The 15,355-nt window shown below is 40.9% G+C and carries 1 protein-coding gene; it reads left to right on the top strand.

Annotated elements, in window-relative coordinates; translation table 11 throughout:
• Positions 1-222: 222 nt before the first annotated feature.
• The gene (locus N4627_RS08020; RefSeq protein ID WP_260964609.1) at positions 223-15,297 is read left to right on the top strand and encodes a DUF1542 domain-containing protein; all 15,075 of its coding nucleotides are present in this window, start codon (positions 223-225) and stop codon (positions 15,295-15,297) included.
• The last annotated feature ends 58 nt before the right edge of the window (positions 15,298-15,355 follow it).

Raw genomic sequence — 15,355 nt, 5'->3', positions numbered from 1 at the left:
TTTACTATCTGATAAGTTAACTGCAAACAGAAAAGCCGCCCGGATCGAGATCCAAGCGGCCGTTAAAGTCGCTAAACTGTGCTATAATATTACCAGATTGAAGAAATATTATACTCAACAATTAGGTTGATAGCTTATAGGCTGATAGGTTAACGGTAGCGATATTGTTCTGGGGTACTGCAATACGCCACTAGTTGTTAACTTTGGGAGGTAAAAATAACGATGAAGCGACACAAATTTTTAGAAACTAAGCGGACACCGCGTTATAGTCTGCGTAAGCTTAACGTTGGTATGGTTTCGGTATTATTAGGGGTAACTATTTTTGGAATTAACTTTACAGATCATTCTGTAAAGGCAGCAACCCCAGTAGAAAGCGTTGAAAATCCCAATAGTTCACCAACCGGTAATTTGCCACAAACTTCAGCAGTTGTATTGAGAACTACTGGACAAACTAAGGGTATTAATGCAATTGGTGCAGTGAAAGTGCCTGATAGTCAAAATGATGCTAATAAGGCCATCGATGATGCTCTTAACAATAAGAAGAGCGAAATTAATGGAGCAACCACTATTGATCAAACTACTAAAGACAAGTTGAACCAAGCAGCTACTGATGCAGCAGATAAAGCAAAAGAAGCTACAACAAACAATGATGTAGCTACTGAACAAACTAATACTCAGAAAGCAACTAGTGCAACAGGAAAAGTTCAACAAAGTAGTGCAAGTAACAATGCAACAGCTAATAATTCTACAGAAGCTACGCAAACCTCAAGTACTAAAGCTAAGCAAACAACTCAAACCGCAACTAAAAATTCTGATAATACAAAGGTTAGCTCTAATACAACTAACAAGGAAAATAGCCAACCAACTGACAAGACCACTAACACTCAAGTAGTAAGTAACATTGATAAAACTTTAGCAAGTCTCCTTACTAAATTACTAGTAACTACTTCCACAACTGATAGTTCAACTTTGCATAAATCAGATCAAACGGTTACGAAAGTAACTGACCCAATGATGAGCGATTATCAAAATCGTGGTGGTAAAAATACCTGGATTGATAAGACAGTTGCGCCAGGTCGGTTTGGCACGGATTATGCAGGTTATGCTGAAAACACAATTTTTGGCGATGATGGTATTATTAAGAACAATTCAGATAAGTACTTCTTTGCGGGATATGCTGATTTTTCAGAACAGTATCACCGAATTATTTTATTTGCAAGAGGCCAAGATACTAGCGATAAAAACCTCTATACTTATGTAGTCCACACGTATAGGGATATTGTTCAGCAACAAACAGAAACTCCAAATGAAACTGCTCCTGAAATGAAATATGGAGGTTTCCTTGGTATCGGTGGTAGTACCTACAATTTACAAGTCCATAACTATAATGGTGAATCATTCTCTGTAGTCTTGAAGGGCTTTAAAGACGATGGCCAAGGTGGCTATGGTTTAACGCCTATTTTTGATCAAGGTATTTTAAATCCTAAATACAAGGACAAAACTAGAGAAGAATTGGATGATAAGAATGGTATCAACTATAAAGAACAGATTGGTGGCTGGGCTAGTGTAATCCCACAAGAAACTACCACCTCAGTAAGATATGTTGATCAAGAGACAGGTAAAGATATTGCTCAACCATTGATGGTTACTGGCTTTGGTTATCAAGGCTTTAAGATTAATGGCGATGCGCCAAAAATTGATGGCTATACTTTAGTAAGCAGCCCTAAGACCCTAGGCTTGTCGTACGAAGATGGTATTATTGCGCCTTATAAGGTAGGTCAAACTTATACGCAATACATTACCGATGATGTTTATGTAAAACAAACTGTTATTGATACTAATGGTACTGTAAGAGCAACTGCATATTACAAGGGACAACCTCTTGGTGCTAGTGCAAGTAAAATTTTAGGCCATGACGATAACAATCATTCAATGAGCTTTAAGGCAGGTGGTCAAGGCTACACCTACAATAATCGCATCAACCATGTTGATGGTGCCATGGTTTACTACTACCAAAAAGTTGGTGAAAAAGATAAAAGTCAACTTCGTGTTCATTATATCGATGTAACTAAGGATACAGACGATAGTCAATATGCTCCTGGCGATGGTGTACCTGCTAGTGGTCAAGAAATGAATCCTCGAACTTATACTGGAAATATTGGGGATCCTTATGATTATGCTACTGGCGCTGAGGCTCCAGAAGGATATGTATTAGTTGGTACTAGTCCAAATCTAAAGGGTACTTTTTCAAAAAGTGATCACGATGCCTATATTTATGTAAAAATTGATCGCAATGGTGCCAAGGCTACGATCAAAAACTTAACGCATTTGAATCACGCCCAAAAGCAAGCAGCTGAAGCAGCAATTGATCAAGCTACTGATTTAAATACCATGAATCAAGCAAAGCAAGATGCAAGTACATTGGATCGAGCCATGGGTACTCTAAAGCAGGCTATTACTAATGGTGAAGCAACTCATGGAACTGTTGCGTATGATGAAGCCGATCTTGATAAGAAGTCTACTTTAGATAATGCAATCAAGAACGGTCAAGCTGTTACTGATGCAACAAATGGTAGTAATGCTGACTTAACAACTGTTAAGGATCTTTCTCAAGCTATTGAGAATGCACAAACTGGATTGAATGGCAATAGCAATTTAGCGAAGGCTAAGGATCAAGCTGACCAAAATATAGCTAAGTTGCCTAACTTGTCAGATGGTCAAAAGGATATTGCCAAGCAAAATATTAGCAATGCGCAAACAACTTCAGACGTTCAACAGGCTGAACAAACTGCCAAGACTTTGAATGATGATTTAGGTAACTTGAACCAAGCCATATCAGATGCCAATAGTGCTAAGTCGACACCAAACTATACTGAAGCCGATTCAGGTAAGCAAACGGCGTTAGATGATGCATTATCAGCAGCTGAAAAGGCCAAGAACAGCAATGATCCAAGTGCAGTAGCAACAGCTACAAAACACTTGCAAGATGCTCAAAGCGGTTTGAATGGCAATAGCAATTTAGCGAAGGCTAAGGATCAAGCTGACCAAAATATAGCTAAGTTGCCTAACTTGTCAGATGGTCAAAAGGATATTGCCAAGCAAAATATTAGCAATGCGCAAACAACTTCAGACGTTCAACAGGCTGAACAAACTGCCAAGACTTTGAATGATGATTTAGGTAACTTGAACCAAGCCATATCAGATGCCAATAGTGCTAAGTCGACACCAAACTATACTGAAGCCGATTCAGGTAAGCAAACGGCGTTAGATGATGCATTATCAGCAGCTGAAAAGGCCAAGAACAGCAATGATCCAAGTGCAGTAGCAACAGCTACAAAACACTTGCAAGATGCTCAAAGCGGTTTGAATGGCAATAGCAATTTAGCGAAGGCTAAGGATCAAGCTGACCAAAATATAGCTAAGTTGCCTAACTTGTCAGATGGTCAAAAGGATATTGCCAAGCAAAATATTAGCAATGCGCAAACAACTTCAGACGTTCAACAGGCTGAACAAACTGCCAAGACTTTGAATGATGATTTAGGTAACTTGAACCAAGCCATATCAGATGCCAATAGTGCTAAGTCGACACCAAACTATACTGAAGCCGATTCAGGTAAGCAAACGGCGTTAGATGATGCATTATCAGCAGCTGAAAAGGCCAAGAACAGCAATGATCCAAGTGCAGTAGCAACAGCTACAAAACACTTGCAAGATGCTCAAAGCGGTTTGAATGGCAATAGCAATTTAGCGAAGGCTAAGGATCAAGCTGACCAAAATATAGCTAAGTTGCCTAACTTGTCAGATGGTCAAAAGGATATTGCCAAGCAAAATATTAGCAATGCGCAAACAACTTCAGACGTTCAACAGGCTGAACAAACTGCCAAGACTTTGAATGATGATTTAGGTAACTTGAACCAAGCCATATCAGATGCCAATAGTGCTAAGTCGACACCAAACTATACTGAAGCCGATTCAGGTAAGCAAACGGCGTTAGATGATGCATTATCAGCAGCTGAAAAGGCCAAGAACAGCAATGATCCAAGTGCAGTAGCAACAGCTACAAAACACTTGCAAGATGCTCAAAGCGGTTTGAATGGCAATAGCAATTTAGCGAAGGCTAAGGATCAAGCTGACCAAAATATAGCTAAGTTGCCTAACTTGTCAGATGGTCAAAAGGATATTGCCAAGCAAAATATTAGCAATGCGCAAACAACTTCAGACGTTCAACAGGCTGAACAAACTGCCAAGACTTTGAATGATGATTTAGGTAACTTGAACCAAGCCATATCAGATGCCAATAGTGCTAAGTCGACACCAAACTATACTGAAGCCGATTCAGGTAAGCAAACGGCGTTAGATGATGCATTATCAGCAGCTGAAAAGGCCAAGAACAGCAATGATCCAAGTGCAGTAGCAACAGCTACAAAACACTTGCAAGATGCTCAAAGCGGTTTGAATGGCAATAGCAATTTAGCGAAGGCTAAGGATCAAGCTGACCAAAATATAGCTAAGTTGCCTAACTTGTCAGATGGTCAAAAGGATATTGCCAAGCAAAATATTAGCAATGCGCAAACAACTTCAGACGTTCAACAGGCTGAACAAACTGCCAAGACTTTGAATGATGATTTAGGTAACTTGAACCAAGCCATATCAGATGCCAATAGTGCTAAGTCGACACCAAACTATACTGAAGCCGATTCAGGTAAGCAAACGGCGTTAGATGATGCATTATCAGCAGCTGAAAAGGCCAAGAACAGCAATGATCCAAGTGCAGTAGCAACAGCTACAAAACACTTGCAAGATGCTCAAAGCGGTTTGAATGGCAATAGCAATTTAGCGAAGGCTAAGGATCAAGCTGACCAAAATATAGCTAAGTTGCCTAACTTGTCAGATGGTCAAAAGGATATTGCCAAGCAAAATATTAGCAATGCGCAAACAACTTCAGACGTTCAACAGGCTGAACAAACTGCCAAGACTTTGAATGATGATTTAGGTAACTTGAACCAAGCCATATCAGATGCCAATAGTGCTAAGTCGACACCAAACTATACTGAAGCCGATTCAGGTAAGCAAACGGCGTTAGATGATGCATTATCAGCAGCTGAAAAGGCCAAGAACAGCAATGATCCAAGTGCAGTAGCAACAGCTACAAAACACTTGCAAGATGCTCAAAGCGGTTTGAATGGCAATAGCAATTTAGCGAAGGCTAAGGATCAAGCTGACCAAAATATAGCTAAGTTGCCTAACTTGTCAGATGGTCAAAAGGATATTGCCAAGCAAAATATTAGCAATGCGCAAACAACTTCAGACGTTCAACAGGCTGAACAAACTGCCAAGACTTTGAATGATGATTTAGGTAACTTGAACCAAGCCATATCAGATGCCAATAGTGCTAAGTCGACACCAAACTATACTGAAGCCGATTCAGGTAAGCAAACGGCGTTAGATGATGCATTATCAGCAGCTGAAAAGGCCAAGAACAGCAATGATCCAAGTGCAGTAGCAACAGCTACAAAACACTTGCAAGATGCTCAAAGCGGTTTGAATGGCAATAGCAATTTAGCGAAGGCTAAGGATCAAGCTGACCAAAATATAGCTAAGTTGCCTAACTTGTCAGATGGTCAAAAGGATATTGCCAAGCAAAATATTAGCAATGCGCAAACAACTTCAGACGTTCAACAGGCTGAACAAACTGCCAAGACTTTGAATGATGATTTAGGTAACTTGAACCAAGCCATATCAGATGCCAATAGTGCTAAGTCGACACCAAACTATACTGAAGCCGATTCAGGTAAGCAAACGGCGTTAGATGATGCATTATCAGCAGCTGAAAAGGCCAAGAACAGCAATGATCCAAGTGCAGTAGCAACAGCTACAAAACACTTGCAAGATGCTCAAAGCGGTTTGAATGGCAATAGCAATTTAGCGAAGGCTAAGGATCAAGCTGACCAAAATATAGCTAAGTTGCCTAACTTGTCAGATGGTCAAAAGGATATTGCCAAGCAAAATATTAGCAATGCGCAAACAACTTCAGACGTTCAACAGGCTGAACAAACTGCCAAGACTTTGAATGATGATTTAGGTAACTTGAACCAAGCCATATCAGATGCCAATAGTGCTAAGTCGACACCAAACTATACTGAAGCCGATTCAGGTAAGCAAACGGCGTTAGATGATGCATTATCAGCAGCTGAAAAGGCCAAGAACAGCAATGATCCAAGTGCAGTAGCAACAGCTACAAAACACTTGCAAGATGCTCAAAGCGGTTTGAATGGCAATAGCAATTTAGCGAAGGCTAAGGATCAAGCTGACCAAAATATAGCTAAGTTGCCTAACTTGTCAGATGGTCAAAAGGATATTGCCAAGCAAAATATTAGCAATGCGCAAACAACTTCAGACGTTCAACAGGCTGAACAAACTGCCAAGACTTTGAATGATGATTTAGGTAACTTGAACCAAGCCATATCAGATGCCAATAGTGCTAAGTCGACACCAAACTATACTGAAGCCGATTCAGGTAAGCAAACGGCGTTAGATGATGCATTATCAGCAGCTGAAAAGGCCAAGAACAGCAATGATCCAAGTGCAGTAGCAACAGCTACAAAACACTTGCAAGATGCTCAAAGCGGTTTGAATGGCAATAGCAATTTAGCGAAGGCTAAGGATCAAGCTGACCAAAATATAGCTAAGTTGCCTAACTTGTCAGATGGTCAAAAGGATATTGCCAAGCAAAATATTAGCAATGCGCAAACAACTTCAGACGTTCAACAGGCTGAACAAACTGCCAAGACTTTGAATGATGATTTAGGTAACTTGAACCAAGCCATATCAGATGCCAATAGTGCTAAGTCGACACCAAACTATACTGAAGCCGATTCAGGTAAGCAAACGGCGTTAGATGATGCATTATCAGCAGCTGAAAAGGCCAAGAACAGCAATGATCCAAGTGCAGTAGCAACAGCTACAAAACACTTGCAAGATGCTCAAAGCGGTTTGAATGGCAATAGCAATTTAGCGAAGGCTAAGGATCAAGCTGACCAAAATATAGCTAAGTTGCCTAACTTGTCAGATGGTCAAAAGGATATTGCCAAGCAAAATATTAGCAATGCGCAAACAACTTCAGACGTTCAACAGGCTGAACAAACTGCCAAGACTTTGAATGATGATTTAGGTAACTTGAACCAAGCCATATCAGATGCCAATAGTGCTAAGTCGACACCAAACTATACTGAAGCCGATTCAGGTAAGCAAACGGCGTTAGATGATGCATTATCAGCAGCTGAAAAGGCCAAGAACAGCAATGATCCAAGTGCAGTAGCAACAGCTACAAAACACTTGCAAGATGCTCAAAGCGGTTTGAATGGCAATAGCAATTTAGCGAAGGCTAAGGATCAAGCTGACCAAAATATAGCTAAGTTGCCTAACTTGTCAGATGGTCAAAAGGATATTGCCAAGCAAAATATTAGCAATGCGCAAACAACTTCAGACGTTCAACAGGCTGAACAAACTGCCAAGACTTTGAATGATGATTTAGGTAACTTGAACCAAGCCATATCAGATGCCAATAGTGCTAAGTCGACACCAAACTATACTGAAGCCGATTCAGGTAAGCAAACGGCGTTAGATGATGCATTATCAGCAGCTGAAAAGGCCAAGAACAGCAATGATCCAAGTGCAGTAGCAACAGCTACAAAACACTTGCAAGATGCTCAAAGCGGTTTGAATGGCAATAGCAATTTAGCGAAGGCTAAGGATCAAGCTGACCAAAATATAGCTAAGTTGCCTAACTTGTCAGATGGTCAAAAGGATATTGCCAAGCAAAATATTAGCAATGCGCAAACAACTTCAGACGTTCAACAGGCTGAACAAACTGCCAAGACTTTGAATGATGATTTAGGTAACTTGAACCAAGCCATATCAGATGCCAATAGTGCTAAGTCGACACCAAACTATACTGAAGCCGATTCAGGTAAGCAAACGGCGTTAGATGATGCATTATCAGCAGCTGAAAAGGCCAAGAACAGCAATGATCCAAGTGCAGTAGCAACAGCTACAAAACACTTGCAAGATGCTCAAAGCGGTTTGAATGGCAATAGCAATTTAGCGAAGGCTAAGGATCAAGCTGACCAAAATATAGCTAAGTTGCCTAACTTGTCAGATGGTCAAAAGGATATTGCCAAGCAAAATATTAGCAATGCGCAAACAACTTCAGACGTTCAACAGGCTGAACAAACTGCCAAGACTTTGAATGATGATTTAGGTAACTTGAACCAAGCCATATCAGATGCCAATAGTGCTAAGTCGACACCAAACTATACTGAAGCCGATTCAGGTAAGCAAACGGCGTTAGATGATGCATTATCAGCAGCTGAAAAGGCCAAGAACAGCAATGATCCAAGTGCAGTAGCAACAGCTACAAAACACTTGCAAGATGCTCAAAGCGGTTTGAATGGCAATAGCAATTTAGCGAAGGCTAAGGATCAAGCTGACCAAAATATAGCTAAGTTGCCTAACTTGTCAGATGGTCAAAAGGATATTGCCAAGCAAAATATTAGCAATGCGCAAACAACTTCAGACGTTCAACAGGCTGAACAAACTGCCAAGACTTTGAATGATGATTTAGGTAACTTGAACCAAGCCATATCAGATGCCAATAGTGCTAAGTCGACACCAAACTATACTGAAGCCGATTCAGGTAAGCAAACGGCGTTAGATGATGCATTATCAGCAGCTGAAAAGGCCAAGAACAGCAATGATCCAAGTGCAGTAGCAACAGCTACAAAACACTTGCAAGATGCTCAAAGCGGTTTGAATGGCAATAGCAATTTAGCGAAGGCTAAGGATCAAGCTGACCAAAATATAGCTAAGTTGCCTAACTTGTCAGATGGTCAAAAGGATATTGCCAAGCAAAATATTAGCAATGCGCAAACAACTTCAGACGTTCAACAGGCTGAACAAACTGCCAAGACTTTGAATGATGATTTAGGTAACTTGAACCAAGCCATATCAGATGCCAATAGTGCTAAGTCGACACCAAACTATACTGAAGCCGATTCAGGTAAGCAAACGGCGTTAGATGATGCATTATCAGCAGCTGAAAAGGCCAAGAACAGCAATGATCCAAGTGCAGTAGCAACAGCTACAAAACACTTGCAAGATGCTCAAAGCGGTTTGAATGGCAATAGCAATTTAGCGAAGGCTAAGGATCAAGCTGACCAAAATATAGCTAAGTTGCCTAACTTGTCAGATGGTCAAAAGGATATTGCCAAGCAAAATATTAGCAATGCGCAAACAACTTCAGACGTTCAACAGGCTGAACAAACTGCCAAGACTTTGAATGATGATTTAGGTAACTTGAACCAAGCCATATCAGATGCCAATAGTGCTAAGTCGACACCAAACTATACTGAAGCCGATTCAGGTAAGCAAACGGCGTTAGATGATGCATTATCAGCAGCTGAAAAGGCCAAGAACAGCAATGATCCAAGTGCAGTAGCAACAGCTACAAAACACTTGCAAGATGCTCAAAGCGGTTTGAATGGCAATAGCAATTTAGCGAAGGCTAAGGATCAAGCTGACCAAAATATAGCTAAGTTGCCTAACTTGTCAGATGGTCAAAAGGATATTGCCAAGCAAAATATTAGCAATGCGCAAACAACTTCAGACGTTCAACAGGCTGAACAAACTGCCAAGACTTTGAATGATGATTTAGGTAACTTGAACCAAGCCATATCAGATGCCAATAGTGCTAAGTCGACACCAAACTATACTGAAGCCGATTCAGGTAAGCAAACGGCGTTAGATGATGCATTATCAGCAGCTGAAAAGGCCAAGAACAGCAATGATCCAAGTGCAGTAGCAACAGCTACAAAACACTTGCAAGATGCTCAAAGCGGTTTGAATGGCAATAGCAATTTAGCGAAGGCTAAGGATCAAGCTGACCAAAATATAGCTAAGTTGCCTAACTTGTCAGATGGTCAAAAGGATATTGCCAAGCAAAATATTAGCAATGCGCAAACAACTTCAGACGTTCAACAGGCTGAACAAACTGCCAAGACTTTGAATGATGATTTAGGTAACTTGAACCAAGCCATATCAGATGCCAATAGTGCTAAGTCGACACCAAACTATACTGAAGCCGATTCAGGTAAGCAAACGGCGTTAGATGATGCATTATCAGCAGCTGAAAAGGCCAAGAACAGCAATGATCCAAGTGCAGTAGCAACAGCTACAAAACACTTGCAAGATGCTCAAAGCGGTTTGAATGGCAATAGCAATTTAGCGAAGGCTAAGGATCAAGCTGACCAAAATATAGCTAAGTTGCCTAACTTGTCAGATGGTCAAAAGGATATTGCCAAGCAAAATATTAGCAATGCGCAAACAACTTCAGACGTTCAACAGGCTGAACAAACTGCCAAGACTTTGAATGATGATTTAGGTAACTTGAACCAAGCCATATCAGATGCCAATAGTGCTAAGTCGACACCAAACTATACTGAAGCCGATTCAGGTAAGCAAACGGCGTTAGATGATGCATTATCAGCAGCTGAAAAGGCCAAGAACAGCAATGATCCAAGTGCAGTAGCAACAGCTACAAAACACTTGCAAGATGCTCAAAGCGGTTTGAATGGCAATAGCAATTTAGCGAAGGCTAAGGATCAAGCTGACCAAAATATAGCTAAGTTGCCTAACTTGTCAGATGGTCAAAAGGATATTGCCAAGCAAAATATTAGCAATGCGCAAACAACTTCAGACGTTCAACAGGCTGAACAAACTGCCAAGACTTTGAATGATGATTTAGGTAACTTGAACCAAGCCATATCAGATGCCAATAGTGCTAAGTCGACACCAAACTATACTGAAGCCGATTCAGGTAAGCAAACGGCGTTAGATGATGCATTATCAGCAGCTGAAAAGGCCAAGAACAGCAATGATCCAAGTGCAGTAGCAACAGCTACAAAACACTTGCAAGATGCTCAAAGCGGTTTGAATGGCAATAGCAATTTAGCGAAGGCTAAGGATCAAGCTGACCAAAATATAGCTAAGTTGCCTAACTTGTCAGATGGTCAAAAGGATATTGCCAAGCAAAATATTAGCAATGCGCAAACAACTTCAGACGTTCAACAGGCTGAACAAACTGCCAAGACTTTGAATGATGATTTAGGTAACTTGAACCAAGCCATATCAGATGCCAATAGTGCTAAGTCGACACCAAACTATACTGAAGCCGATTCAGGTAAGCAAACGGCGTTAGATGATGCATTATCAGCAGCTGAAAAGGCCAAGAACAGCAATGATCCAAGTGCAGTAGCAACAGCTACAAAACACTTGCAAGATGCTCAAAGCGGTTTGAATGGCAATAGCAATTTAGCGAAGGCTAAGGATCAAGCTGACCAAAATATAGCTAAGTTGCCTAACTTGTCAGATGGTCAAAAGGATATTGCCAAGCAAAATATTAGCAATGCGCAAACAACTTCAGACGTTCAACAGGCTGAACAAACTGCCAAGACTTTGAATGATGATTTAGGTAACTTGAACCAAGCCATATCAGATGCCAATAGTGCTAAGTCGACACCAAACTATACTGAAGCCGATTCAGGTAAGCAAACGGCGTTAGATGATGCATTATCAGCAGCTGAAAAGGCCAAGAACAGCAATGATCCAAGTGCAGTAGCAACAGCTACAAAACACTTGCAAGATGCTCAAAGCGGTTTGAATGGCAATAGCAATTTAGCGAAGGCTAAGGATCAAGCTGACCAAAATATAGCTAAGTTGCCTAACTTGTCAGATGGTCAAAAGGATATTGCCAAGCAAAATATTAGCAATGCGCAAACAACTTCAGACGTTCAACAGGCTGAACAAACTGCCAAGACTTTGAATGATGATTTAGGTAACTTGAACCAAGCCATATCAGATGCCAATAGTGCTAAGTCGACACCAAACTATACTGAAGCCGATTCAGGTAAGCAAACGGCGTTAGATGATGCATTATCAGCAGCTGAAAAGGCCAAGAACAGCAATGATCCAAGTGCAGTAGCAACAGCTACAAAACACTTGCAAGATGCTCAAAGCGGTTTGAATGGCAATAGCAATTTAGCGAAGGCTAAGGATCAAGCTGACCAAAATATTGATGACGTAGCAAAAGCCGCAAAGCAGGCAATTGAAAATACTAACGGTATTACTGACAGTGAGAAAAAAGCTGCTCAGGACCAAGTTGATGCCGATGCTAAGGCCGCTAAGGAAGCTATTGCTAATGCTAAATCTAAACAAGCTGTTACTGATGCAGTCAACAACGGAACTGTAGCAATCAACAAGGATGATGCAAATGCCGCAATTGATGGAGCACTGGCTGAAAAGAATAATTCAATTGATGATGCTCCTAACCTGACTACTGAAGAAAAGCAAGCTGTGAAGGACCAAGCTAAGACAGAAGCAGATAGTGCCAAGACTGCCATTAGCAATGCAAAAACTGTCACTGATGTTGAATCAGCTAAGAACACTGGTGTTGAGAAGATTAATCAAGTATCAATTCCGGCCCAATCAGCTACTAAGCAACAAGCTGACCAAAATATTGATGACGTAGCAAAAGCCGCAAAGCAGGCAATTGAAAATACTAACGGTATTACTGACAGTGAGAAAAAAGCTGCTCAGGACCAAGTTGATGCCGATGCTAAGGCCGCTAAGGAAGCTATTGCTAATGCTAAATCTAAACAAGCTGTTACTGATGCAGTCAACAACGGAACTGTAGCAATCAACAAGGATGATGCAAATGCCGCAATTGATGGAGCACTGGCTGAAAAGAATCATTCAATTGAGGGTGCTCCTAACCTGACTTCTGATGAAAAGCAAGCTGTGAAGGACCAAGCTAAGAAAGCAGCAGATAGTGCCAAGACTGCCATTAGCAGTGCAAAAACTGTCGGTGATGTTGCATCAGCTAAGAAGACTGGTGTTGATAACATTAACAACGTTAATGTTCCTACTACTTCTGCAACTAAAGATGCTGCTAAGAATGCCATCGATCAAGCTGCTAAGGCTAAGAACGATGCAATCGATGCTTCAAACTTAACTGCTGAAGAAAAGGCTGCTTTGAAGCAGACCGTTTCTGATGAAGTTAACAAAGCTAAGGCTGCAATTGATGATGCCACTAAAGACGCTGATGTTACTACAGCTAAGAACACTGGTGTTGAAAAGATTAACAACATTAATGTTTCTACTACTTCTGCAACTAAATCAGCTGCTAAGGCTGCCATCGATCAAGCTGCTAAGACTAAGAACGATGCAATCGATGCTTCAAACTTAACTGCTGAAGAAAAGGATACTTTGAAGAAGACAGTTGATGCTGAAGGTCAAAAAGCTAAGGACAAGATTGATGCTGCCACTAAAGACGCTGATGTTAAGACAGCGCAAACCAATGGTGAAAAGGCTATTAATGCTGTTGAAATCCCTGCTTCAGTTTCTAAGACTGATGCCATTAACGCAATCAATGCTGCATTAGCAGATAAGAAGGCTGCAATTAACGGTACTAACTTAACTGCTGAAGAAAAATCCACGTTAGTTGGCCAAGCACAAAAACTTGCTGATGACGCAATTGCTGACATTAATAAAGCCACAACTAATGATGCAGTAAACACTGCTAAGGAAAATGGTGTTCAAGCTATTAAGAACATGACAATTCCTACAGTTTCAGATGTTAAGAAGAACGCTAAGGCTGCCATTGATCAAGCTGTTAAGACTAAGGATGATGCAATCGATGCTTCAAACTTAACTACTGAAGAAAAGGCTGATTTGAAGAAGACAGTTGCTGCTGCAGCTAACGAAGCTAAGGGCAAGATTGATGCTGCCACTAAAGACGCTGATGTTAATACAGCGCAAACCAATGGTGAAAAAGCTATTGATGCTGTTGAAATCCCTGCTTCGGCTGCTAAGACTGATGCTAAGAATGCCATTGATAAAGCTGCTAAGACTAAGGATGATGCAATCGATGCTTCAAACTTAACTGCTGAAGAAAAGGCTGATTTGAAGAAGACAGTTGCTGCTGCAGCTAACGAAGCTAAGGGCAAGATTGATGCTGCCACTAAAGACGCTGATGTTAATACAGCGCAAACCAATGGTGAAAAAGCTATTGATGCTGTTGAAATCCCTGCTTCAGTTTCTAAGACTGATGCCATTAACGCAATCAATGCTGCATTAACAGATAAGAAGGCTAAAATTAACGGTACTAACTTAACTGCTGAAGAAAAATCCACGTTAGTTGGCCAAGCACAAAAACTTGCTGATGACGCAATTGCTGACATTAATAAAGCCACAACTAATGATGCAGTAAACACTGCTAAGGAAAATGGTGTTGAAGCTATTAATGCTGTTGAAATTCCAACATCTTCTAAGACCAAGAATGACGCTAATAGTGATCTCGATAACACAGCTGATGCTGCTAAGAAGGCCATCGATGAAACTTCAGGTTTAACTGATGATCAAAAGCAAACAGCAAAGGATCAAATTGACACAGCTGTTGGTGATGCTCAAGAAAACATCAAGAAAGCTTCTGATAACCAAGGTGTTGCAGATGCAAAGGATGCAGGTAAGCTCGCAATCGACAAGGTAAGTGCAAAGGCTGCAATTGATGCTGCTCTTAACAATAAGAAGAGCGCAATTGCGAAGGCGCCATTAACTGCTGAAGAAGCCAAGCCTTTAAACGACTTGGTAGATCAAGAAGCTGACGCTGCAAAGGCCGCTATTGATGACGCTACTACTAATGCGGTTGTTGAAGCTGCCAAGAATAATGGTGTTGAAAAGATTAACAACATTAATGTTCCTACTACTTCTGCAACTAAAGATGCTGCCAACAAGGCAATTGAGAATGCTTTAGCTAAAAAGGTTGAAGAAATCAACAATGCTAACTTAACTGATGACCAAAAACAAAGCCTTATTGATCAAGCTCAGAACGCAGCTAACCAGGCTAAGGAAAACGTTCGGAGTGCTTCCACTGATGAAGACGTTCAAACTGCTAAGAACAATGGAATTGCAGCTATTAACGGAATTACTGTTAAGAGTAATTCAGTCGATGACCAAGATAATTCTGCAACTAATGAAGGGAACGGTAACCAAGCTGGTCATATTCAAAGTGATAACTCCAGTGACGTTACAAATCATAGTTCTATTCAACAGTCTGGTAATGAAAAAACTCAATTACCACAAACTGGTAACGAAACACAACGTGGTGCAGGCTTAGTTGGCTTAGCCATTGCAGGCTTAGTTGGTTTGTTGGGCAGTGCCGGATTCCGTAAAAAGCGGGATTAAGCAACTACTCAAACCGTCGTAACAAATTCATAACATAAATAAGGAGAGTGAGAAAAAA

Origin of the sequence: Limosilactobacillus vaginalis (assembly GCF_025311515.1) — a bacterium.
GTDB lineage: Bacteria > Bacillota > Bacilli > Lactobacillales > Lactobacillaceae > Limosilactobacillus > Limosilactobacillus vaginalis.
This window is presented reverse-complemented; position numbering and strand designations above follow the sequence as displayed.

What these genes read in the sequence shown, in the direction of transcription:
- N4627_RS08020 (WP_260964609.1), top strand. Translation starts at nt 223, where the DNA reads ATGAAGCGACACAAATTTTTAGAAACTAAGCGGACACCGCGTTATAGT.